Origin of the sequence: Pseudoxanthomonas sp. PXM04, from assembly GCF_014851695.1 — a bacterium.
GTDB lineage: Bacteria > Pseudomonadota > Gammaproteobacteria > Xanthomonadales > Xanthomonadaceae > Pseudoxanthomonas_A > Pseudoxanthomonas_A beigongshangi.
The window spans coordinates 249,216-271,536 of the sequence record NZ_JACVAG010000002.1 but is presented as its reverse complement, the minus strand read 5'-3'; the positions used below and the strand labels follow the sequence as shown (position 1 = coordinate 271,536).

The following is a 22,321-nucleotide window of genomic DNA, read 5'->3' as shown; positions in this document are numbered from 1 at the left end:
TCCGGGAACCCGGCCTCCGTTACAATAGCGGGCCCCGTCCTGACGGCACGCTCCCACGGTTCCGGACATGATCGTCCTCGAAGGCCAGCCGGCCTTGTCGCAATTCCGCCGCGCGCGGCTCGAAAGCAAGCTCCAGTCCCTGATCCCCCACGTCCGCATCCGCGGTGCCTGGCACGTCTATTTCATCGATGCCGATGCCTCGGCAAGCCTCGACGAAGCGACCCTGCGCCGCATCCTGCAGGCGCATGAACAGCCAGAGCCGCTGGCCGCGGGCGGGGTCTCCCGCTTCGTCGTGCCGCGCCTGGGCACCCTGTCGCCGTGGGCCAGCAAGGCCACCGAACTGCTGCGCGGCGCCGGCCTGGAACTGCACCGGGTCGAACGCGGCATGCGCATCGATCTGGAAGGCTGGACCGACGACATGCCCGCGCTGGCCAAGGCGCTGCATGACCCGATGACGCAATCCCTGCTGGCCGCCCGCGAACAGGCGGCGGCGCTGTTCACCACGCCGGCACGCGGTGAGCTGGAACGCATCCCGCTGGACCAGTTGGAAACCGCCAACACCCGCCTGGGCCTGGCGCTGGCCGATGACGAGATCGCCTACCTGCGCGATCGCTACCGCGAGCTGGGCCGGGATCCGTCCGACGTCGAACTGATGATGTTCGCGCAGGCCAATTCCGAGCACTGCCGGCACAAGATCTTCAATGCGTCCTGGACCATCGACGGCAAGGAAATGCTGGTCAATGGCGGTCCGCAGTCCTTGTTCCGGATGATCAAGCACACCCACGCGCAGACGCCGCAGTACACGCTGTCGGCCTACCGCGACAACGCGGCGGTGGTGGAAGGCTATCCGGCCGCGCGCTTCCGCCCGGACGGGCAGGGCCGTTACCGGGTCGAGGCGACCCTGGACTCGGCGTTCTGCATCAAGGTCGAGACCCACAACCATCCCACCGCGATTGCGCCGTTCCCCGGCGCCAGCACCGGCGCCGGCGGCGAGATCCGCGACGAGGGCGCGACCGGTCGCGGCGGCAAGCCCAAGGCCGGCCTGACCGGCTTCAGTGTTTCCCATCTGCGCATTCCCACGCTGCCGCAGCCGTGGGAAGCCGGGCGCGCGCTCAATCCGCGCATGGCGCCCGCGCTGGAAATCATGCTGGACGGCCCGCTGGGCGGCGCCGCGTTCAACAACGAATTCGGCCGTCCCAACCTGCTGGGTTATTTCCGCAGCTTCGAACTGGCGCAGGGCGATGCGCTGGCGCGTGCCTACGACAAGCCGATCATGCTGGCTGGCGGCCTGGGTGCGATCGATCGCATCCAGGTGCAGAAGAAGACGCTGTCCGCCGGCGACGCGGTGATCGTGCTCGGCGGTCCGGCGATGCTGATCGGCCTGGGCGGCGGCGCGGCCAGTTCGGTGGCCTCCGGCGAGAGCGCCGAGGAACTGGATTTCGCCAGCGTGCAGCGTGACAACCCGGAAATGGAGCGGCGCTGCCAGGAAGTCATCGATCGCTGCGTGGCGATGGGCGAGGACAATCCGATCCTGTGGTTCCATGACGTCGGCGCGGGCGGCCTGTCCAACGCCATTCCGGAACTGCTGCATGATTCAGGCGTCGGCGGCGTGATCGATCTGGGCAAGGTGCCCACCGACGATCCCTCGCTGTCGCCGATGCAGTTGTGGTGCAACGAATCCCAGGAACGCTACGTGCTCGGTGTGCCGCAGGCGCGGCTGGCCGAGTTCGCCGCGTTGTGCGAGCGCGAGCGCTGTCCGTTCGCGGCGGTCGGCGTGGCGACGACGGAAGAGCGCCTGGTGGTGGCCTACGGCGCGACTGTCGACGCGATTCCCGCCGATGCGCCGATCGATCTGCCGATGGACGTGCTGTTCGGCAAGGCGCCGAAGATGCATCGCGAAGCCCGCCATCCCGCGCCCGCACCGTGGCCTGCGCTGGAAACGGCGAAGCTCGACCTGCATGAGGCCGGCCTGCGGGTGCTCGCGCATCCCACCGTGGCGGCCAAGCAGTTCCTGATCACGATCGGCGATCGCAGTGTCGGCGGCCTGACCGCGCGCGATCAGCTGATCGGTCCATGGCAGATGCCGGTCGCCGACTGCGCGATCACCCTGTCGGACTACAGCCGCTTCAGCGGCGAGGCGATGGCGATCGGCGAACGCACGCCGCTGGCGCTGCTGGACGCCGCCGCCGCCGCCCGCATGGCGGTGGGCGAGGCGATCACCAACCTGTGCGCCGCGCCGATCGAGTCGCTGGACCGAATCAAGCTGTCGGCCAACTGGATGGCCGCCGCCGGCCACGACGGTGAAGACGCGCTTCTGTTCGACGCGGTCCGCGCCGTGGGCATGGAATTGTGTCCGGACATCGACCTGAGCATTCCGGTCGGCAAGGACTCGCTGTCGATGCAGGCGCAATGGCAGGGCGCGGACGGCCCGCAGAAATCGGTGTCGCCGGTGTCGCTGGTGATCAGTGCGTTCGCGCCGGTGACCGACGTGCGCCGGCAGCTCACTCCGCTGCTGCAGCGCGAGGAAGCCAGCGATCTGTGGCTGATCGGCCTGGGCGCGGGCAAGAAGCGGCTGGGTGGTTCGATCCTGGCGCAGGTCCATCCGGAAGCTGGCCATCGCCACGGCCTGCCGGCGTTCGCCGGCGACGAAGCCGATGACGGCGTGCCGGATCTGGACGACCCGCAGCGGCTGCGTGATTTCTTCGCGCTGATCCGCGACGCGCGCGAGGCCGGCCTGCTGCTGGCCTATCACGATCGCAGCGATGGTGGCGCATTCGCGACCCTGTGCGAAATGGCGTTCGCCTCGCACCTGGGACTGGACATCAACCTCGATGGCTGGGGCGATGATCCGTTCCGCACCCTGTTCGCCGAGGAACTGGGCGCGGTGGTGCAGGTGGCCGACGAGGATCGCGCGGCGTTCGCCGATCTGGTCGAACGCCATGCGCTCACCGAATGCGCGCAGCGCATCGCCCGCCCGAGCACGGCCCCGGTGATCCGCGTGCAGCAGGATGGCGAGACCCTGAGCGAATGGCGTTGGGAAGCGCTGTTCGATGCGTGGTGGTCGGTGACCCACGCGATGCAGAAGCTGCGCGACAACCCGGAAGCGGCCGATCAGGAGCGCGACGTGGCGCGCCAGTTCACCGCCGCCGGACTCAAGCCGAAGCTCGCCTTCGATCCGTCCGAGGATGTGGCCGCGCCGTTCATCGCCACCGGCGCGCGCCCGAAGGTCGCGATCCTGCGCGAGCAGGGCGTCAACGGGCAGATCGAGATGGCGTCGGTGTTCGATCGCGCCGGATTCGACGCCTACGACGTGCACATGAGCGACCTGGTCGCCGGCCGTGTGTCGTTGGCCGATTTCAAGGGTTTCGCCGCCTGCGGCGGCTTCAGCTACGGCGACGTGCTTGGCGCGGGGCGCGGCTGGGCCACCTCGGTGCTGGAGCGGGCCGCGCTGCGCGAGGCGTTCGCCACGTTCTTCGCGCGCGGCGACACCTTCTCGCTGGGCGTGTGCAACGGCTGCCAGATGCTGAGCCAGCTCAAGGACATCATCCCCGGTGCGACGCACTGGCCGCGCTTCCTGCGCAATCGCAGCGAGCAGTTCGAAGCCCGCACCTCGCTGCTGGAAGTGCTGGAGTCGCCTTCGATCCTGCTGCGCGGCATGGCCGGCTCGCGCATCCCGGTCGCGGTCGCGCACGGCGAGGGACGCGCCGAGTTCGACAGCGCGGTGGACCAGGCCGCGGTGCGGGTCGCGCTGCGCTACATCGACGGCGAAGGCAACGCGGCCACGCAGTATCCGCTCAACCCCAACGGCTCGCCCGACGGCATCACCGGCCTGACCAGCGACGACGGCCGCTCCACCATCCTGATGCCGCACCCGGAGCGTACCCCGCGCAGCGTCAACCTGAGCTGGGCGCCGTCCGACTGGCACGAGGACTCGCCGTGGCTGCGGATGTTCCGCAACGCGCGGGTGTGGGTGGGCTGAGCGAAGGCCTTATCGCGATGACGGAAAAAGCGGCGCTTCGGCGCCGCTTTTTTTTTTCGGTACCGCACGATCCCAATGCCACTGCGGTGGCGGGATGGCGTTCGCGATACCGACGGAATGTCAATGTTAGTTGACGGCGCCATCCCGTCTGCAGACTATCCGACGGCACAGGTTTGAGGGTTCCGTTCCCGAGCCTGCAACGGAAGCCTCATCGACGGGTGTTTCCGTCCACCCGGGGGTCATCTCCAACCAAGACACCGACAACCGGCACATCCGGTGGTCGCGGGATTTTTTTGCTCAGGAAAAGGGAGTCTCAAAGATGCGCCATTCCATGCCTGCCATCCGCAGGAACCGCACCGCTGGCAATGACAGCCCGGTTTCCACGGCAAGGGCCCGCCGGTCGTCATCATGCCGAACGTGCAGGACCTCGACGTTCGCCATCGCGATCAACATCGCGGTCGCGTCGCTGTTGATGGCGGGGAACGCTTTGGCGACCGAAACCGAAAGCCGGACTCCCGCGGAGTCGTCGCCGGTGCAGGGGAGCAACTCCCGGACAACCATGTTCGGTGCCGGTTCGATGGCGGTCGCGATTCAACATCACGTCCAGTCCAATGGGCCCGGCCTGGCCTATGCGGAAGGCGAGGATGCGGTGGCGTTGGGTTCCGACGCCGCGGCGCTGGGCGATTATGCGGTCGCACTGGGCGCAACCAGTTCCGCCTATGGCCAGCGCGCGTCCGCCTCCGGCAACGGTGCCAGCGCGCTTGCGGACGATGCCACCGCCACGGGTTACAGCGCCCTCGCGGATGGACAGGGTTCGATGGCGGCCGGCAGCCATGCCCATGCTTCCGGTATCGGCGCCGCTGCGATGGGAAGCGCCAGCCAGGCCAGCGGACACGGAAGCATCGCCATCGGCAATGGCGCGTGGAGCCTGGCGGAGAACAGCGTGGCCCTGGGAGCCGGTGCCGTCAGCGAGCGCGGCAACAGCGTGTCGGTGGGACGCACCGGCCAGGAACGCCAGATTGTCCACGTGGCGGCGGGCGTCGTGGAAACCGATGCCGTCAACAAGGGCCAGATGGACGCCGGCCTGGCGGACACGCGGGCGCACGCCGACGCGACGGGAGCGCGGGTGGAGGCGAATGCGAACAGCTACACCGATGCGCGCGCGGCGCGGACGCTGGCCGATGCGAACGCGCATGCCGAAGCGACGGGAGCGCGAGCAGAGACGAATGCGAACGCCTACACCGATGCGCGCGCGGCGCGGACGCTGGCCGATGCGAACGCGCATGCCGAAGCGACGGGAGCGCGGGCGGAGACGAATGCGAACGCCTACACCGATGCGCGCGCGGCGCGGACGCTGGTCGATGCGACCACGCATGCCGACGCGGTGGGCGCGAGGGCGGAGACGAATGCCAACGCCTATACCGACGCGAGTACGACGAAGGCGCTGGCCAATGCAAACGCCCATGCCGATGCCACCGCGGCGAAGACGCTGGCCAACGCCAATGCCTACACGGACACCCGGTTCGCGGCGTGGAACGACGACTTCACCCGGTTCAAGGGCGATCTGGAACGCCGCCTCCATGCCCAGGACCGCCGCATCGACCGGCAGGGCGCGATGGGCGCGGCCATGCTCAACATGGCGATCAGCGCCGCGGGCATTCGCACCGACAACCGCGTCGGCGTGGGCGTGGGTTTCCAGGGTGGCGAACGCGCGCTGTCCGTGGGCTACCAGCGCGCCTTCGGCGAGCGGGCCACATTCAGTCTGGGCGGCGCGCTCAGCGGGGACGAACGCTCGGTCGGCATGGGTGCCGGTTTCGGCTGGTGACGGTGATGGATGCACGACACCGCGTCGGGCGATTAATCAAAGAAGGAACCACGAATATGAAATGCAACGGAAAGGGGATGATGACCGCCATGGCGCTGCTGGTCTGGGCGATCGCGGCGGAGTCGAGCCTGGCGGCGATTCCGCTGGCGCGGACGGCGGAAGTCGAGTCGACGCCGCCAAGGCGCATCGAGGGAGACCGCATCATCGTGCGCCAGCGTATCGCCGGCACGCGCAGCCACGACAAGGCTGCGGTCGTGCGCGCGGCCGTGGCGCGCGCACGCTTGTTGGATACACCGCCACGGCAGCGCGGGAATGGCGGCATGCTTGGCGTCAGGATGCTGCATCCATTGGCCAGCGGCGGCGACGCGTTCTCGCTCTCGCGTGCACTTTCCCAGGCGGAAATGGCGCGGTTGCTGGCTGAACTCAGATCCGATCCCGGCGTGCTGCTCGCGGAGGCGGACGAACGCATGTACCCGCTGTACGCACCGAATGACCCGCCGAATGACCTGCTGTTCGACCTCCAGTGGCATTTCCATCATCCGGTGGGAGGCATCGGCGCGCCGAGGGCCTGGGACATCGCACAGGGTGAGGGTGTGGTGGTCGCGGTGCTCGATACCGGGGTGCTGACCGATCATCCGGATTTGTCCGCGAACCTGTTGCCCGGCTACGACTTCATCAGCAATGCCTGGATATCGCGCAGACCCACCGACGCCCGGGTGGCGGGAGCGCTGGATCTGGGGGACTGGAGTCCGGTGGCGGGCGAGTGCTACGGCGGCTCGCCGGTGCGCAACAGCACCTGGCATGGCAGCCACGTGGCCGGCACCATCGCCGAAGTCACCCACAACGGGCTGGGGGGGGCGGGCGTCGCGTACCGGGCCAAGGTGCTTCCGGTCCGGGTGCTGGGTCGTTGCGGCGGCCTGACCTCGGACATCGCGGATGCGATTGTCTGGGCCTCTGGTGGGCGGGTTCCGGGTGTGCCCGCCAATCCCCATCCCGCCGAGGTCATCAACCTGAGCCTGGGCGGCAATCGCTCGTGTCCGCGCATTACCCAGGACGCCATCGACATCGCGACCGCCAACGGCAGCGTGGTGGTGGTGGCGGCGGGCAACAGCAACGTGGATGCGGCGGATGTCAGCCCGGCCAGCTGTCGTGGCGTGATCACCGTCGGCGCCTCGCGCATCACCGGCGGCAAGGCCTATTACTCAAACTTCGGCGCGGCGGTCGATATCGCGGCGCCGGGTGGTGGCGGGGGGGAGGACACTGGCAATTCCGGCTGGGACGGTTATGTGCTCCAGGCCGGTTCCTCGAGCAAGACGGACCCGGCCTCGGGCGAGTTCGGTTATTTCGGCAAGATCGGAACTTCCATGGCCACGCCGCACGTCTCCGCAGTGGCGGCCCTGGTCCAGGGCGCGCGCGCGCAGGCGGGTCGGGTTCCGTTGACACCCTCGGAAATGGAGAGCCTGCTGCTCAGGACCGCGCGCCCGTTTCCCGCGCGGATACCGGCGACAACGCCCATCGGGATCGGTCTGCTGGATGCGCGTGCCGCGCTGGATGAGGCGCTGAAGCCTGCGTGCGTGGACTGCGGACCGCAGGCCAGCCCGGTGCGGAACCGGGTGCCGGTGACCGGCATGAATGGCGGTGCCGGCAGTCAGTGGCTGTACCGCTTCGAGGCGGCGCCCGGGCGGTTGATCAGCATCATGAGTTACGGTGGGCAGGGCGATGTTTCGGTATACGCGGGCTTCGACCGGGTGCCGACCGCTAGCGCGCACCAGTACGGTTCGCGGCGTCCCGGCACGGTCGAAACCATCCGTATCGCGCCCGCCGAAGCCCGCGCGGGGACCTACTACGTCCTCGTGGTGGGTGAAACCCCTTTCAGCGGAGTCAACCTGCAGGTCCGCCAGTAACCCGCCCCGAAGGATTGCCGTCGTCGGTTCCCGGTCACGCGGGCGACTCCGGTCGATGGTAGACATTGGTAAAGTGGACGCCTGCAACGGGAGTGCGACGTGAACGCCCTGATTGAATCCCAGACCACCGAAGTCGGCGCCGAGGAGCGGATGGTCGAAGCGCTGCTGTCGCGTGGAAAGCTCAAGGAGCCCGATCTGGCGCGGGCGCGGCGGGTGCAGGAGGAAACCGGCGGCAGCCTGTTGTCGCTGCTGTCGCGGCTGGGGCTGGTGTCCGAGCGCGATCATGCCGAGACGGCCGCCGACGTACTGGGCCTGTCGCTGGTCAGCGTCAAGGAACTGCCCGAACTGCCGCCCGAGGCAACGCCGTTGTCGGTGCGCTTCCTCAAGCAGTTCCATGTCTGCCCGGTGGGCGAGGACGAGGCCGGCGTGGATCTGCTGGTGGCCGATCCGCAGGACGGTTACCCGGTCGAAGCCGTGCAACTGGCGACCGGCAAGGCGGTGCGCCAGCGGGTGGCGTTGCGTTCGGAGATCGATGATCTGATCGAGCGTTACTTCGGCCAGGGACGCAGCGCGATGGGCGCCATCGTGGAGAACGCCGACGGCGAGACCGCCGGCGACCTGGACGACGTCGAACACCTGCGCGACCTGGCGTCCGAGGCGCCGGTGATCCGCCTGGTCAACCTGATCATCCAGCGTGCGGTGGAACTGCGCGCTTCGGACGTGCACATCGAGCCGTTCGAGAACCGGCTGAAGGTCCGCTATCGCGTGGACGGCGTGCTGGAGGAGGCCGAGAGTCCGCCCGCCAACCTCACTGCCGCCGTGATCAGCCGCATCAAGATCATGGCCAAGCTCAACATCGCCGAACGCCGGCTGCCGCAGGACGGCCGCATCATGCTGCGCGTGCAGGGCAAGGAACTGGATCTGCGCGTCAGCACCGTGCCCACGGCGCACGGCGAGAGCGTGGTCATGCGTTTGCTGGATCGCGAGACCGTGGTGTTCGATTTCAAGCGCCTGGGCTTCACCGACGCGTTCCTGCCGCAGTTCCAGAAGGTGCTGGAGCAGCCGCATGGCATCCTGCTGGTGACCGGGCCGACGGGTTCGGGCAAGACCACCACGCTGTACACCGCGCTGAGCAAACTCAACACCAGCGACGTCAAGATCATCACCGTCGAGGATCCGGTCGAATACCAGATCGAGGGCATCAACCAGATCCAGGCCAAGCCGCAGATCGGGCTGGATTTCTCGCATGCGCTGCGCAGCATCGTCCGCCAGGATCCGGACATCATCATGATCGGCGAAATGCGCGATCTGGAAACCGCGCGCATCGCCATCCAGTCCGCGCTGACCGGCCACCTGGTGCTGTCCACGCTGCACACCAACAACGCCGCCGGCGGCATCACCCGCATGCTCGACATGGGGGTGGAGGATTATCTGCTCACCTCCACGATCAACGGCATCCTCGCCCAGCGCCTGGTGCGCCGGCTGGAGCCGACCCACGCCGAGCCGTACCGCGCCTCGCCCGAGGAGATCGAGAAGTTCGGCCTGCGCCGCTTCCAGCCGGAAGGCGACATCGTCCTGTACCGCCCGCGTCCGTCGGCCGTCGCGCCGACCGGCTACCTGGGCCGGACCACGATCATCGAATTCCTGGTGATGAACGACGAACTGCGGCGTGCGGTGATGCGCCACGCCGGCATGGGCGAGATCGAGGAGATCGCGCGGGCGGGCGGCATGCAGACCATGTACGAGGACGGCATCGCCAAGGCGCTGGCCGGGCAGACCACGATCGAGGAAGTCCTGCGGGTCACCGAGGAAGCCTGAGGGCCGACGACGGGCAGGGTGTCCGCGGCGCCCGGCGATGGAATGGCCGGATGGGGCAGGGTCGCCATGCCGCGCGTTCCTGGACGAATCCGGGTCGCCTGACATCCCTAGCTTCGAGCGAACGACGTTTCGCTGCACTGCGGCTTTCCCGCGGGCGGACGGGAGGCAATACTCCGGGGACTGAAAACGTTTTCAGTGGACCGTTCCTGGAGGAGTCGTGGCGCGCACCGTTTTCCGCCGGCTGGCCGGCGCCCTGCTGTTTTCACTGGCCGCGGCGGCCCAGGCGACCGGGTCGTCCCCGGCGCCCGAGGGGAGGAAGACCTATGCCAATCCGATCGACATCGATTACCGCTACAACTTCGAACAGTTGAACCAGGAGATCTCCTATCGCACCGGCGCCGATCCGGTGGTGGTCCGGCATGGCGATGCCTACTACCTGTTCCAGACCCTGGCCGACGGCTACTGGCGTTCGACCGATCTGGTGGATTGGCGTTTCATCGAACCTAGTCGTTGGCCCTTCGACAGCATGGTCGCGCCGGCGGCGATTTCCGATGGCGACCGCCTGCTGCTGATGCGCTCGATGTTCGGTCCCGGCGCGGTGCTGGTCAGCCGTGACCCGGAACATGGCGTTTTCGATTTCTTCACCCGCCGGACGCCGGAGCTTCCCAACGCGGTGCGTCCCGGCATGGATCAGTTCATGCAACCCTGGCGCGTCGGTGACCCGCAACCCACCGAGGTTCCGCCTGGACCTTGGGATCCGTCGTTCTTCAAGGACGACGATGGCCGCTGGTACCTGTATTGGGGATCTTCCGATACGTTTCCGCTCTACGGCATCGAGCTCGACATGGATCGCGGCATGCGCTACATCGGCAAGCCACGCGCGCTGATCCTGCTGGATCCGAAGCGGCATGGCTGGGAGCGTTTCGGCCAGGACCATCGCGAGGAGAACAGCCCCACCTACATCGAGGGCGCGTGGATGAACAAGGTCGGCGGCCGCTACTACCTGCAATACGGCGCGCCCGGCACCGAATACAACGCCTACGCGACCGGCGTCTATGTCGGCGACGGTCCGCTGGGACCGTTCGAGTACGCGCCCTACAACCCGGTGGGCTACAAGCCCGGCGGGTTCGTGCATGGCGCCGGACACGGCTCCACCTTCCAGGATGCGCATGGCAACTGGTGGAACACCGGGACGCCCTGGATTGGCTACAACTGGACCTTCGAGCGGCGGATCGCGATGTTCCCGGCGGCGTTCGGCGCGGACGGGCAGATGTCCGTGTCCACGCGCTTCGGCGACTTCCCCCACTATGTGCCGGATGCCGCCAACGCCGATCCGGAAAGCCTGTTCACCGGCTGGATGCTGTTGTCCTACCGCAAGCGCGCCAGCGCGTCGTCGGTGCACAAGGATTTCGCCGCGGCCAACGCCACCGACGAGAATCCGCGCACGTTCTGGGTTGCCGCGGACAATGCGGCCGGACAGACGCTGAGCGTGGATCTGGGCGGCGAGCGCAGCGTGCGCGCGGTGCAGGTCAACTTCGCCGACTACCAGTCCGGACTCTATGGCGATTCGGATGACATCTATACCGAGTTCCGCCTGGAGTACTCGCTCGACGGCCGCCACTGGCAGCCGCTGGCCGCCACCGACGGAGCGCGCCGGGATCGGCCCAACGCCTACCTGCCCCTGGCCGCGCCGGTGCGCGCGCGGCACGTGCGCTACGTGCATGGCCACGTCGGCGCCGCGCACCTGGCGATCAGCGATTTGCGGGTGTTCGGCAATGCAGACGGAAAATCCCCCGCGACCCCGCAACGCGTGCAGGCCAGGCGCGACGCCGATCCGCGCCAGGTGACCGTGCAATGGCATCCGGTGACCGGCGCGGTGGGCTACAACGTGCGCTGGGGAATCGCGCCGGATCGCCTGCATTCCACCTACCAGGTGTTCGCGCATCAGCCGGCACGGCTGGAGGTCCGGGCACTGAACGCGGGCGTTTCCTATCACGTCGCGGTCGAGGCATTCGATGAGAACGGGGTCTCTTCCCTGAGCGAAACGGTTCCGATCCCGTAGCGCGGAAATCCTGCGCGCGTATGCTTAGGGGCTCGGACGCCAAGGAAGCCCCTGCCGATGCCCCTGTACCGCTACAAGGCCCTGAACCCGCGCGGCGAATTGCTGGAAGGCCAGATGGAGGCCACCAGCGACGCCGAAGTGGCGACGCGCCTGCAGGAGCAGGGGCATCTGCCGGTCGAGGCGCGCCTGGCGGCCGACGTCCGCGGGGGCACCTCGCTGCGCGGACTGCTGCGCCAGCAGCCGCTGGCCGGGGATCGCCTGGTCCAGTTCACCCAACAGCTGGCGACCCTGCTGGGCGCCGGGCAGCCGCTGGATCGGGCATTGTCGATCCTGCTGGACATGCCGGAAGAAGGGCGCGCGCGCGACATCATCGCCGACGTGCGCGACGCGGTCCGCGGCGGTGCGCCGTTGTCGGTGGCGCTGGAACGCCAGCATGGCGTGTTCAGCCGGCTCTACATCAACATGGTCCGCGCCGGCGAAGCCGGTGGCAGCCTGCAGGACACCCTGGCCCGGCTGGCCGATTACCTGGAACGCAGCCGCAACCTGCGCGGTCGCGTGATCAACGCGTTGATCTATCCGGCCATCCTGGTGGTGGTGGTCGGGTTCGCGCTGCTGTTCCTGCTGGGCTACGTGGTGCCGCAGTTCTCGCAGATGTACGAGAGCCTGGACGTCGAGCTGTCCTGGTTCACCCGCGGGGTGATGGCGACGGGTGCGTTCGTGCAGCAGGCCTGGTTCGTGCTGATTGCCGTGCCCGCCGTGCTGCTGCTCTGGTTCGACCGCAAGCGCCGGGATCCGGCGTTCCGTGATCGTTTCGATCGCTGGATCCTCGAACGGAGACTGGTCGGCCCGCTGGTGGCACGGCTGGAGACGGCCCGCCTGGCGCGCACCCTCGGCACCCTGCTGCGCAACGGCGTGCCGCTGCTGGCCGCGCTGGGCATCTCCCGCAACGTGCTGTTCAACCGGGCGCTGTGGGCGGACGTGGACGCCGCCGCCGACCAGGTCAAGAACGGCCACGGGCTCGCCGCCTCACTGGGCAAGGGCAAGCGGTTCCCGCGCCTGGCGCTGCAGATGATCCAGGTGGGCGAGGAATCCGGCGCGCTGGACAGCATGCTGCTCAAGACCGCCGATACCTTCGAGCAGGAAACCGGGCAGGCCATGGAACGACTGCTGGCGCTGCTGGTCCCAGTCATCACCCTGGTGCTGGCGCTGGTCGTGGGCCTGGTCATATTGGCGGTGCTGTTGCCGTTGTATGGTCTGACCAACGCCATCGGCTGAGCCCGGTTGGCCGAACAACCGGTTCAGGCACCATCCACCAGACTTTTTCCCCTCACTTCATCAACGCATACAACAGGAATACACCGATGCGCCAGCCCTTCCGAACCCGTTCCGGCCCCCGCTTCCGTTCGCCGGCCTCACAGTCCGGCTTCAGCCTGCTGGAAATCATCATCGTGCTGATCCTGATCGGCGGGATCATGGCGCTGGTCGGCAGCCGCCTGCTGGGCGGCGCCGATCGCGGCAAGGCCAATCTCGCCAAGACCCAGATCCAGACCCTGGCCGGCAAGGTCGAGAACTACCAGCTCGACACCGGCAGCCTGCCGTCGCGGCTGGACGATCTGGTAACGGCGCCGACCAATGCGGCGGGCTGGCTGGGGCCCTACGCCAAGCCGGCGGAACTGAAGGACCCGTGGGGCCATGTGATCGAATATCGGGCGCCGGGCGAATCCCAGCCGTTCGATCTGATGAGTTACGGCAAGGACGGCAAACCCGGCGGCGAGAGCTACGACGCCGACATCCGGTTCCAGTAAGCCGGATACGGCGCGATGCGCGGCCTTCGCACTTCCTTCCGAGCGCCGCGTGATGCCCGCGGCGTTTCGCTGTTGGAAATGCTGCTGGTGGTGATGCTGATCGCCATCGCCGGCACGCTGGCGGCGATGGTGCTGACCGGTGGACTGGACGGCATGCGCCTGCGTTCGGAGGCGCGCGAAATCGCCGCGCAGTTGCGCTACACGCGTGCGCAGGCGATGGCGACCGGCAAACCGCAGCGTTTCGTCATCGATCCGGAAAATCGCCGCTGGCAGGCCCCCAACCGGCATCGCGGCACGGTGCCGGCGTCGCTGGGCATCGCCTTTGTCGGCGCGCGCCAGGTCCAGCCCAAGCCGGGCGTGGGCGCGATCATGTTCTTCCATGACGGCGGTTCCAGCGGTGGCCAGATCCGGCTGAGCAGCGGCCAGGCCGTTTGGCGCATCGACGTGGCCTGGCTGACCGGCGAAGTGCAGGTGGTCCGCGGGGGCGGCGGCACATGAGGCGTCCGCATGGTTTCACCCTGCTGGAGGTGATCGTGGCGTTCGCGCTGATGGCGCTCGCGCTGACGCTGCTGCTGGGTTCCCTGTCCGGCGCCACCCGTCAGATCCGCGCGGCCGACGACGCGACCCGCGCCTCGCTGCACACCCAGTCGCTGCTGGCGCAGATCGGCGTGGGCGAGTTCCTGCAGCCGGGCCGCCGCGAGGGCGAGTTCGAGAACGGCCGCTATCGCTGGGAACTGGAGATCGCGCCGTATGACGATCCGATCAAGGCACTGACGCCGATTCGGGATCCTTCGGCGCCGGAACTGCTGCGCCTGCGCCTGATCACCCGCTGGGGCGACGAGCCACGGCAACGGATCGTATGGGACACGCTGCGGCTGGTGCCGCCGGATCCCAATCGCAGCCGGAGCGTGCCGTGAGCCGCCGCGCGCATGGATTCACCCTGCTGGAGATGCTGCTGGCGCTGGTGCTGCTGGCGGCGGGACTCGCGCTGGCCTTCGCCACGGTGCGCGCATCGACCACGATGGTCGAGCGCGGCGAGATTCGCGCGCAGCAGAACGAACGCGCGCGTGCGGTGGAAGGTTTCCTGCGCCAGCGCATCGGCACCGCGTTGCCGGTGGTGTTCGCCACCGATCCGGCCACGTTCCGGCAGTCGCGTTTCCTTGGCGAGCCGAGGCGCATCCGCTTCGTCGCGGATCTGCCCAACTATCTCGGTCGGGGCGGACCGCACCTGTACGACCTGACCTTCGACGAACGGGGACGCCTGATGGCACGGTTCGCGGTCGTGCAGGCCGGCCAGGCGGTGGAGACGCCGGACCCCATCGCCCCCGAGCTGATGGCCGACGGCCTGCGCAACGCGCGTTTCCGCTATCGCGGCCTGGACGAGAAGGGGCAGCCCGGCCCGTGGCAGGAAGCCTGGCGCACCGCGGAAATCCTGCCCTTGCAGGTGGCGGTGGAGGTGGAAACCGAGGCCGGCGCGCGCTGGCCGGAACTGATCGTCACCCTGGTGCACAGCGAGGGCGGCGCAGGGGGCGGCGCGCAGCCGCCGGGAGGCCTGTGATGCGCGAACGCGGCGCGGCGCTGTTGCTGGTGCTGTGGCTGACCGCCTTGCTGGCGGCGCTGATCGGCGCGTTCGCGGTGACCGCGCGGATGGAATCGCTGCAGGGCCAGGTTGCGCGGGACGGCACCGTCGCCCGCGAACTGGCCCGTGCCGGCATCGACTACGCGTTGGTGCGGATTGCCGATCAGCAGCCGCAGACCCGCTGGATGCCGGATGGACGTGGCTACGACTGGATGTTTTCCGGCAGCCGCCTGCGGATCAATGCGATCGACGAAAGCGGCAAGGTCGATCTGAACCAGGCCGACATCCGCCTGCTGGAACAACTGCTGCGGGTGCGCGGCGTGCCGGAGGAAACCGCACCGCAGCTGGCCGCCGCGATCCTCGACTGGCGCGATGCCGATTCGCTCGGACAGCCGCGCGGTGGCGCCGAGGATCCGGATTACGCCGCGGCCGGCCTGGAATACGGCGCCAAGGACGCGCCGTTCGAGAGCGTGGCCGAACTGCAGCAGGTCCTGGGCATGACGTCCGAGTACTACGAGCGGCTGGCGCCCTACCTGACCCTGTACTCCGGCCGCACCTTGCCGGATGCCAATTACGCGCCCGGACCGGTGCTGGTCGCGATGGGCCTGGACGCCGAACGGATCCTCACCCAGCGTGCATTGCCCTCCGACCAGGCCGGGGCCCAACTCGCCGGCGGCGGAAGCGGCACGTATAGTATCGAGAGCCACGCGACGCTTCGCGATGGACGGGAAGCGACGCTGCGCGCGGTGATACGGGCCGGCGGTGGTCCCGTGCCGGGGATGGCATACACCGTTTTGCGCTGGGAAGAAGGAACTGCACCGCCATGAGCACGATCCGCGACAGCATGGACAGCCTGCGCGCGCGCCTGTTGCCGGGAGCCGGTGGGCTGCTCGGATGGTGGGGCAGGGCGCTGGCCAGTTGGTTGCCGCACCGCTGGCGCTCGCTGCTGGGGCTTACCCAGGATCGCCTGCTGCTCGGCCAGCAGGACGATCAAGTGGTGCTGGCGTGGCAGAGCACGGAAGGCGTGCGTGAGCTGGCCAGCCTGCCGTTGCCGCTGGAAGCCGGCGATCTCGATGGCTTGCTCGGCAAGCGCATGGCCGGACTGCCACGCTGGCTGCTGCTGCCGGCCGACGCGGTGCTGCGGCGGACGCTGGTGTTGCCCGCGGCGGCGGCGGACAGGCTGCGCGACGTGGTGCGATTCGAGATCGATCGGCAGACCCCTTTCGGCGCGGACGATGTCTGCTATGACGCCAGTCTGCGTCAGCGGCGTGAAGATGGGCAGCTCGATGTCGATCTGGTAGTGATTCCGCGGCAGCGCTTCGGTGCTGTCCTGGCACCGCTCGGAGGGCTGGCTGACGAACTCGGTGGCGTTGATGTATCCGGTACCGACGGGCGGCCGCTCGGGGTGAACCTGCTGGCACCCGTTGACCGCCGGGTGCGGCAGGCGCCAATGCGTGGCTGGCATCTGGCCCTGGGCTCGCTCTCAATAGCGGCGGTGTTGTTTTCCGCCTGGACCGTATTGCAGAACCGACGCGAAGCGGCGGACCGGTTCGAGGCCTCATTGCGCACGCGCACCGAGCAGGCGCGAAAAGTGGCGGGCCAGCGACAGCAGTTGATTGACTTGGTCGAAGGCATGAACGCCCTGGAGAGGGCACGCGCACAGCGGCCGACCGCGGTCGAGGTGCTGGACGAGGTCAGCCGGCGCCTGCCGGACAGCACGTACCTAGAAAAGATGTCGATCGAAGGTGATCGGTTGATTCTCATCGGCTTGAGTTCAGAAGCTTCCTCGCTGGTTGCCAAGCTACAGGGCTCCGCACTGTGGCGTTCTCCCGCCTTGAGCGGCGCGCTGCAGCCGGACCAGACGCGGCGCCGTGATCGGTTCACATTGACTGCTCAACTCGTGAGCGCGACGGCGCCCCCCGCACCCACCACGGGAGGGTCGAATGGCGACCGTGCCGACTAGTCGCGACCGATGGCTCGCGCTGGGCCTGTTAGCGGCAGTCCTCCTATTGGGATACATGGTCCTGGTCCATCCCTGGTGGACGCAGCCGATGCTCGAGGTGGATCAACGCATCCAGGCGTTGCGTGAGCGCGAACTTCGTGTGCGCACGCAGTTGCAACAGGCACCGGAGGTGGAGAAGCAATTGGCGGCCGCACTGGCCCAGCAGGCACAACGGCCAGGTTTCCTCGAAGAGGCCAGCATGGAACTGGCCACCGCCGGTCTGGTTCAGCGACTGGAGGGCGTGGTCAAGGAGGCCAGCCCGGGCAACCGCAGCTGCGGAATCGCCAACCAGTCACCGCTGCCTCAGGCTACCGGCGAGCGCTTCACTCGGGTGGTGGTGCAGGTCCGCCTGCGTTGCGGTACTCCGGAACTGCTGGTGGTGCTGCATGCGCTGGAGTCTGGCAGCCCGCGCTTGTTCGTCGACAATTTGGGCATTCTTTCGAGCAGTTACGCCTATATGGCCCCAGAAGGTGGAACGGGAGGCCTCGATGTTACTTTCGAACTGTACGGCTACCTGAAGCCGGGCGTGGTAGCAGCTGCTTCGCCAGCCGTGCCCGCCGCGGTAGCGCTGCCGCAGGCGCCGGAGAATGGCGATGTCCATTGAATCGACGGGACCGCGCACGTTGCTGCTGGCCGCAGTGACCGGCTGGACGGTGCTGGTTGCCATCTTGGCTCAGGCAGGGTTGGGTAGCCGCATTACTCCGCTGGCGGACGACCCGGCCGGTGCGGCGCGGTTGCCGGCACTGCCGAAGACTTCGCCACAGGGGATGGGAGTGCTTGGGCAGTACACTGAGTTCACTCAGCGCCCCCCCTTTTATGAAAGCCGACGCCCACAGCCGTTCTACCTGACGGGGGACGCGGACGCGCAGCCCTCTGGTTTCGATTACGTGTTGACCAGCGTGTTGATGACGCCAGGACTGCACATGGCCATTCTCCAACCCAGTCAGGGCGGTGAGGGAATCCGGATCAAGCAGGGTGAGGCGGCGAATGCTGCTCCCCAATGGAAGCTGGTGGATCTGCAGCCGCGTGCGGCGGTGTTCGAAGGACCTGAAGGACGTCGTACGCTGGAATTGAGGGTGTTTGACGGCACTGGCGGCCAGCCGCCGAGCGTATCGGGCACACCGCCACCGGTTCCCGTGCCGGTGCCTGTGGGACCGCCCACGGGAGGCAATGCCCCCGCGCAACCCATCGCCGGCGGTGTGCCTGCGGTTCCGCCAGCCAAGCCGGCACAGCCGCAAGAACCGGCCGAGCAACCGGCGATGACAACCGAACAGCAAATGGAAGCGATTCGTAAACGCATCGAGGCGCGACGCGCGCAGATGCGCCAGCAGCAAAAGGGCGATGAAGCGTACCCGCCCGCATATACCCCAAATCCGAATCAGTAGAGTGCCGGCATGAAGTCACGCCTATTCCTGTTCTCCGTTTGCCTGGGCCTGCTGGCGGGTTGCGCCACCGCGCCCACGCCGGACGTCCGGCGCGCCGGAGAGACCCCGGCCACCCCGGGTACCGCCCAGACCTCGCCACTGGCTGAAACCGAGGAACCCGAAAGCGGTCCCCGCCCGGTCATCCGCCGCGGCAGCGGCCAGATGATCAACCGCGGCGCGGCGGCGGCGCCGATGCCGTCGCTGGGCGGCGCCAGTTCGGGTTCGGCCAGTTTCAACTTCGAAGGCGAATCCGTGCACGCGGTGGTCAAGGCCATCCTTGGCGACATGCTCGGCCAGAACTACGTGATCGCGCCCGGCGTGCAGGGCACGGTCACCCTGGGCACGCCCAAGCCGGTGTCGCCAGCGCAGGCGATGACCCTGCTGGAACAGGTGCTGGCGCAGAACAACGCGCGCATGGTCTACAGCGACGGCCGCTACAACATCATGCCGGCCGAGCAGGCGATGGTCGGCACGGTCGCCCCGCGCACCGGCGGCGCCGCCAACGCGCGCGGCTACGAGGTGCGGGTGGTGCCGCTGCGCTTCATCGGCGCCACCGAGATGAAGAAGGTGCTGGAGCCCTATGCGCGCCCCAACGCCATCGTCAACATCGACACCACCCGCAACCTGATCACCCTGGCCGGTACGCGTACGGAGCTGGAGAACTACCTGCGCACGGTCGAGGTGTTCGATGTCGACTGGCTCTCGGGCATGTCGGTGGGCGTGTTCCCGCTGGAAACCGGGCAAGCCACCAAGGTGGTCGCGGATCTGGAAAAGGTGTTCGGCGAAACCAGCAAGACCCCGAGCGCCGGCATGTTCCGCTTCATGCCCCTGGAAGGCGCCAACGCCGTGCTGGTGATCACCCCGCAGCCAGCCTACCTGGATCAGATCCAGCAGTGGCTGGAACGCATCGACAGCGCGGGCGAGGGCGCGCGGCTGTATTCGTACGAACTGAAGTACATCAAGGCCAAGGACCTGGCGCAGCGGCTGGCGGAGGTGTTCGGTTCCGGCAGCGGAAACCGCGGCGATACCACCGGCGGCAACGGCAATGCCTCGCTGATGCCGGGAACGGATCCGGTCCAGATCAACGATGGTGGCCTGGACGACCGCAATAGCAGCGTTGATTTCGGCGGTACCGGAGGGACGGGTGGCAGTACCGGCGGCACCCTGGGCGGAGGCAACCTGAGTCTGGGGCCGCGGTCCGATGGCAACGCCAGCCTGACCCTGCAAATCGACGGTGACCGCGTAGGTGTCGCGGCGGTGGAGGAAACCAATACGTTGCTGGTGCGTTCCAGTGCGAGCGCATGGAAATCGATCAGGGAAGTCGTCGAACGACTCGACGTCATGCCCATGCAGGTCCACATCGAAGCGCAGGTTGCGGAAGTCAAGTTGACAGGCAAGCTGAGCTATGGCGTTTCCTGGTTCTTCGAGAACGCAGTGACCCAGGAGACCGACCCGGCTCTTCCCAGTGCCCTGGGACGTCGCATCTGGGGTTCCATCAGTGGCAGCATTCGTCCGGATACCGGTATCGGCTGGACGTTCCTCGGTAACAACGCGGCCGCCATCATCAGCGCGCTTGATCAGGCCACGGATGTGCAATTGCTCCAGACGCCATCCCTGTTGATCCGCAATAACGCGGAAGCCACCCTGAATGTCGGTACCCGGATTCCGATCGATTCCGTCACGATCGATAACGGCCAGAACACGAATACCTATTCGCAGGTGCAGTACCTGGATACCGGTACGCTGCTGAAGGTTCGTCCGCGCATTGCGCGGGACGGCATGGTGTTCCTCGACATCGTCCAGGAACTGAGCGTGCCCGGCTCCCGCCCGGCCACCTGCGGTGGTACCACCGGCCGCTCATGCAACGTCGACATCGACACGCGCAGGATGAAGACCGAAGCCGCAGTCCGTAGCGGGGATACCATCATGCTGGCCGGCCTGATCAGCGACAGCCTCGACAAGGGCTCTTCGGGCATACCGGGCCTGAGCAAGATTCCGGTGCTTGGCGCCTTGTTTGGCTCGCAGCGTCAGAACCGCAACCGTCAGGAAGTCATCATTCTGTTGACCCCGACCATCATCCGCGATCCGCAGGAAGCGAGAGATCTGACCGACGAGTACGGCCAGCGCTTCCGGGCGATGAAGCCGTTGAACCAGCCCGACAATAAGTGAGCGCAGCCGCAGCCGCCCTGCCCATCATCCTGCTGCCGATAGGCGCGGACGACGACGCGCTGGACGCCTGCCTGGGTTCGCTGGACGCGGGCACGCCCGACGGCACGCGGATCTGGCTCGCCGACGACGGCCAAGCCGGTCCGCGCGGACTGGCCATCGTCGAGCGCTGGCTGCAGCGCACCCGTTTGCAGGCGGACTACACGCGGCGCCCGCGCCCGGTCGGCGAGGTCGCGCATCTGGACGAAATGCTACGGGCCTGTGGTGATGCGGACGTGGTGGTCCTCGCGCCGGATGCGCAGCCACTGCCGGGTTGGCTGCAGCAGCTGGCCGCCTGCCTGGCGCGCGATGCTTCCATCGCCACCGCCACGCCCTGGTGCAATGCGGGCGAGGCCGCCGCGTGGCCGCGTCTCGGTGAGATCTCGGCCCCACCCGCTGATTTCGAGCGTACCGCGCATGCCTGCGCGGCGATGCCTCCGATGCATCCGGAACTTCCCGCGGGCGTCGCCCACGCCGTCGCCATCCGCGGCAGCGCCCGCAAGCGGGCCGGGGGACTGGATGCCAGCAGTTATGCGTCCTGGTACGCCGCGCTGATCGATCTTTCATTGCGTCTTTCCGGCCTCGGCTGGCGCAACGCGCTGTGCGAAACCGCCTTCGTGGCGCGGGGGGGCGAAGGCTTGCCCGCCGACGGTGACATGGACACGATCAACGCGCGCTGGCCGGCCTGGCATGCGCGGCTCGCGAATTTCCTGATGGAAGACCCCGTGCGCACGCTGCGCGAGCAACTGACATCGCTTTACCTGGAGGCCGGCGCGCCGGAACCGCAACGTGAACTCTTCGATTGATTCGCGCGCCATCGCCGCGATCGTCGTCACCCACGAAAGCGCCAGCACCATCGACGACTGCCTGCAGCGCCTTCGCGATGCGGTGGACGTGGCGGAAATCCGGGTGGTGGACAATGCATCCAGCGACGACACCGTGAGCGTGGTCCAGCGCCACGCGCTGGCGGATCCGCGCGTACGCTTCGTCGCCAACCCGGACAATCCGGGCTTCTCGGTCGGCTGCAACCAGGGCGCGGACGATTCGGCATCGCCCTGGCTGGCGTTCGTGAATCCGGATCTGCAGGTGTTGCCGGATACCCTGGCCCGATTGCGCGATCTGGCGGCCGCCACCGGTGGGGAAGCGTTGCTGGGTGCGGATCTGGTGGACGAAGCAGGGATTCGAGACACCGCCGCGCGTCGCCGCGATCCGGATTTCGCCGCGATGCTGACCGCGCCGGGCGCCGCCTCGCGATTGGGTGTGGAGGTGGACGATGCGCAGGCGCTGCAACCGCTGGAAGCACTCTCCGGCGCGCTGATGGTGATGCCGCGTTCGCTGTTCCGCCGGCTTGGCGGGTTCGACGAGGGCTATCGGTTGCACGCGGAGGATCTCGATCTGTGCCGGCGCGCGCGTATGGCCGGCGCGTTGGTGGCCGTGGCCAACCGCGTGCGCGTGGTGCATATCCGCGGTGTCTCCAGTCGCGCGCGGCCGTTCTTCGTGGAGTGGCACAAGCATCGGGGCCTGTGGCGGTATTTCAGCAAGTTCGAGGCCAGCCAGCGTGGCCTGGGAGTGCGCATCGGAGTATTCGGTGCGATCTGGGCGCATTTCGCGACGGTGGCGCTGCGGTTGCTGTTCCGTCGTCGCTGACCCCGCCGGGGCCTGTCGTCGCGGCGGCGGACACGGCGCATGCGCCTGGAGCGCGTGGAGTATGCTGACAG

Annotated in this window: 17 protein-coding genes; all 17 read left to right on the top strand. The window is 67.8% G+C overall.

The annotated features are described in order from the left end of the window. The first annotated feature begins 67 nt into the window (after window positions 1–67). Window positions 68–3,979, top strand: coding sequence for a phosphoribosylformylglycinamidine synthase (gene purL, locus IB228_RS07175; RefSeq protein ID WP_183639091.1), 3,912 nt, complete (start codon window positions 68–70; stop codon window positions 3,977–3,979). A gap of 331 nt (window positions 3,980–4,310) precedes the next feature. After that, window positions 4,311–5,804, top strand: coding sequence for a YadA-like family protein (locus tag IB228_RS07170; protein ID WP_183639090.1), 1,494 nt, complete (start codon window positions 4,311–4,313; stop codon window positions 5,802–5,804). A 5-nt stretch (window positions 5,805–5,809) separates the two neighbouring features. Beyond that, the gene (locus IB228_RS07165; protein WP_225562312.1) at window positions 5,810–7,708 is read left to right on the top strand and encodes a S8 family peptidase; all 1,899 of its coding nucleotides are present in this window, start codon (window positions 5,810–5,812) and stop codon (window positions 7,706–7,708) included. A 150-nt stretch (window positions 7,709–7,858) separates the two neighbouring features. Then, a complete protein-coding gene (gene gspE / locus IB228_RS07160) occupies window positions 7,859–9,526 on the top strand; it encodes a type II secretion system ATPase GspE (RefSeq protein ID WP_192198092.1) in 1,668 nt (555 codons plus the stop codon). 217 nt (window positions 9,527–9,743) lie between these two features. Continuing rightward, window positions 9,744–11,588: a family 43 glycosylhydrolase gene (locus tag IB228_RS07155; protein WP_192197976.1), complete on the top strand. Its 1,845-nt coding sequence runs from the start codon at window positions 9,744–9,746 to the stop codon at window positions 11,586–11,588. Between the two features lie 57 nt (window positions 11,589–11,645). Further along, window positions 11,646–12,863: a type II secretion system F family protein gene (locus tag IB228_RS07150; RefSeq protein WP_183639088.1), complete on the top strand. Its 1,218-nt coding sequence runs from the start codon at window positions 11,646–11,648 to the stop codon at window positions 12,861–12,863. Window positions 12,864–12,949: 86 nt separating this feature from the next. After that, the gene (gspG, locus tag IB228_RS07145) at window positions 12,950–13,393 is read left to right on the top strand and encodes a type II secretion system major pseudopilin GspG (protein WP_183639087.1); all 444 of its coding nucleotides are present in this window, start codon (window positions 12,950–12,952) and stop codon (window positions 13,391–13,393) included. Between the two features lie 15 nt (window positions 13,394–13,408). Then, window positions 13,409–13,891, top strand: a complete 483-nt coding sequence (locus IB228_RS07140; RefSeq protein ID WP_225562311.1) for a GspH/FimT family pseudopilin — start codon at window positions 13,409–13,411, stop codon at window positions 13,889–13,891. After that, the gene (locus tag IB228_RS07135) at window positions 13,888–14,310 is read left to right on the top strand and encodes a prepilin-type N-terminal cleavage/methylation domain-containing protein (RefSeq protein ID WP_183639086.1); all 423 of its coding nucleotides are present in this window, start codon (window positions 13,888–13,890) and stop codon (window positions 14,308–14,310) included. Before IB228_RS07140 ends, IB228_RS07135 begins: the two co-directional genes overlap by 4 nt. Then, window positions 14,307–14,951 (top strand): prepilin-type N-terminal cleavage/methylation domain-containing protein, encoded by a 645-nt coding sequence (locus IB228_RS07130; RefSeq protein ID WP_318287722.1) that lies wholly within the window; start codon window positions 14,307–14,309, stop codon window positions 14,949–14,951. Before IB228_RS07135 ends, IB228_RS07130 begins: the two co-directional genes overlap by 4 nt. Then, on the top strand, window positions 14,948–15,799 hold the full coding sequence (locus IB228_RS07125; RefSeq protein WP_183639083.1) for a type II secretion system protein GspK: 852 nt from the start codon (window positions 14,948–14,950) through the stop codon (window positions 15,797–15,799). The genes IB228_RS07130 and IB228_RS07125 overlap by 4 nt, the downstream gene beginning before the upstream one ends. Then, a complete protein-coding gene (locus IB228_RS07120; RefSeq protein WP_225562310.1) occupies window positions 15,796–16,935 on the top strand; it encodes a PilN domain-containing protein in 1,140 nt (379 codons plus the stop codon). Before IB228_RS07125 ends, IB228_RS07120 begins: the two co-directional genes overlap by 4 nt. Continuing rightward, window positions 16,925–17,578, top strand: a complete 654-nt coding sequence (gene gspM, locus IB228_RS07115) for a type II secretion system protein GspM (RefSeq protein WP_183641197.1) — start codon at window positions 16,925–16,927, stop codon at window positions 17,576–17,578. The genes IB228_RS07120 and gspM overlap by 11 nt, the downstream gene beginning before the upstream one ends. Next, entirely contained in the window at window positions 17,568–18,359 is a 792-nt protein-coding gene (locus IB228_RS07110; RefSeq protein WP_183639081.1) for a general secretion pathway protein GspN, read from the top strand. Before gspM ends, IB228_RS07110 begins: the two co-directional genes overlap by 11 nt. Window positions 18,360–18,368: 9 nt before the next feature. Further along, window positions 18,369–20,567 (top strand): type II secretion system secretin GspD, encoded by a 2,199-nt coding sequence (gspD, locus tag IB228_RS07105; RefSeq protein WP_183639079.1) that lies wholly within the window; start codon window positions 18,369–18,371, stop codon window positions 20,565–20,567. Continuing rightward, window positions 20,564–21,409 carry a glycosyltransferase gene (locus IB228_RS07100; protein WP_183639077.1) on the top strand — a complete coding sequence of 282 codons (846 nt, stop codon included), beginning with the start codon at window positions 20,564–20,566 and terminating at the stop codon, window positions 21,407–21,409. Before gspD ends, IB228_RS07100 begins: the two co-directional genes overlap by 4 nt. Next, window positions 21,405–22,250 (top strand): glycosyltransferase family 2 protein, encoded by an 846-nt coding sequence (locus IB228_RS07095; protein ID WP_183641195.1) that lies wholly within the window; start codon window positions 21,405–21,407, stop codon window positions 22,248–22,250. Before IB228_RS07100 ends, IB228_RS07095 begins: the two co-directional genes overlap by 5 nt. Window positions 22,251–22,321 lie beyond the last annotated feature (71 nt).

Excerpts from the sequence above, each read along its gene's own strand:
- purL (WP_183639091.1), top strand. The coding sequence starts at position 68 with ATGATCGTCCTCGAAGGCCAGCCGGCCTTGTCGCAATTCCGCCGCGCG.
- IB228_RS07170 (WP_183639090.1), top strand. The coding sequence starts at position 4,311 with ATGCCTGCCATCCGCAGGAACCGCACCGCTGGCAATGACAGCCCGGTT.
- IB228_RS07165 (WP_225562312.1), top strand. The coding sequence starts at position 5,810 with ATGGATGCACGACACCGCGTCGGGCGATTAATCAAAGAAGGAACCACG.
- gspE (WP_192198092.1), top strand. The coding sequence starts at position 7,859 with ATGGTCGAAGCGCTGCTGTCGCGTGGAAAGCTCAAGGAGCCCGATCTG.
- IB228_RS07150 (WP_183639088.1), top strand. The coding sequence starts at position 11,646 with ATGCCCCTGTACCGCTACAAGGCCCTGAACCCGCGCGGCGAATTGCTG.
- gspG (WP_183639087.1), top strand. The coding sequence starts at position 12,950 with ATGCGCCAGCCCTTCCGAACCCGTTCCGGCCCCCGCTTCCGTTCGCCG.
- IB228_RS07140 (WP_225562311.1), top strand. The coding sequence starts at position 13,409 with ATGCGCGGCCTTCGCACTTCCTTCCGAGCGCCGCGTGATGCCCGCGGC.
- IB228_RS07135 (WP_183639086.1), top strand. The coding sequence starts at position 13,888 with ATGAGGCGTCCGCATGGTTTCACCCTGCTGGAGGTGATCGTGGCGTTC.
- IB228_RS07120 (WP_225562310.1), top strand. The coding sequence starts at position 15,796 with ATGAGCACGATCCGCGACAGCATGGACAGCCTGCGCGCGCGCCTGTTG.
- IB228_RS07110 (WP_183639081.1), top strand. The coding sequence starts at position 17,568 with ATGTCCATTGAATCGACGGGACCGCGCACGTTGCTGCTGGCCGCAGTG.
- gspD (WP_183639079.1), top strand. The coding sequence starts at position 18,369 with ATGAAGTCACGCCTATTCCTGTTCTCCGTTTGCCTGGGCCTGCTGGCG.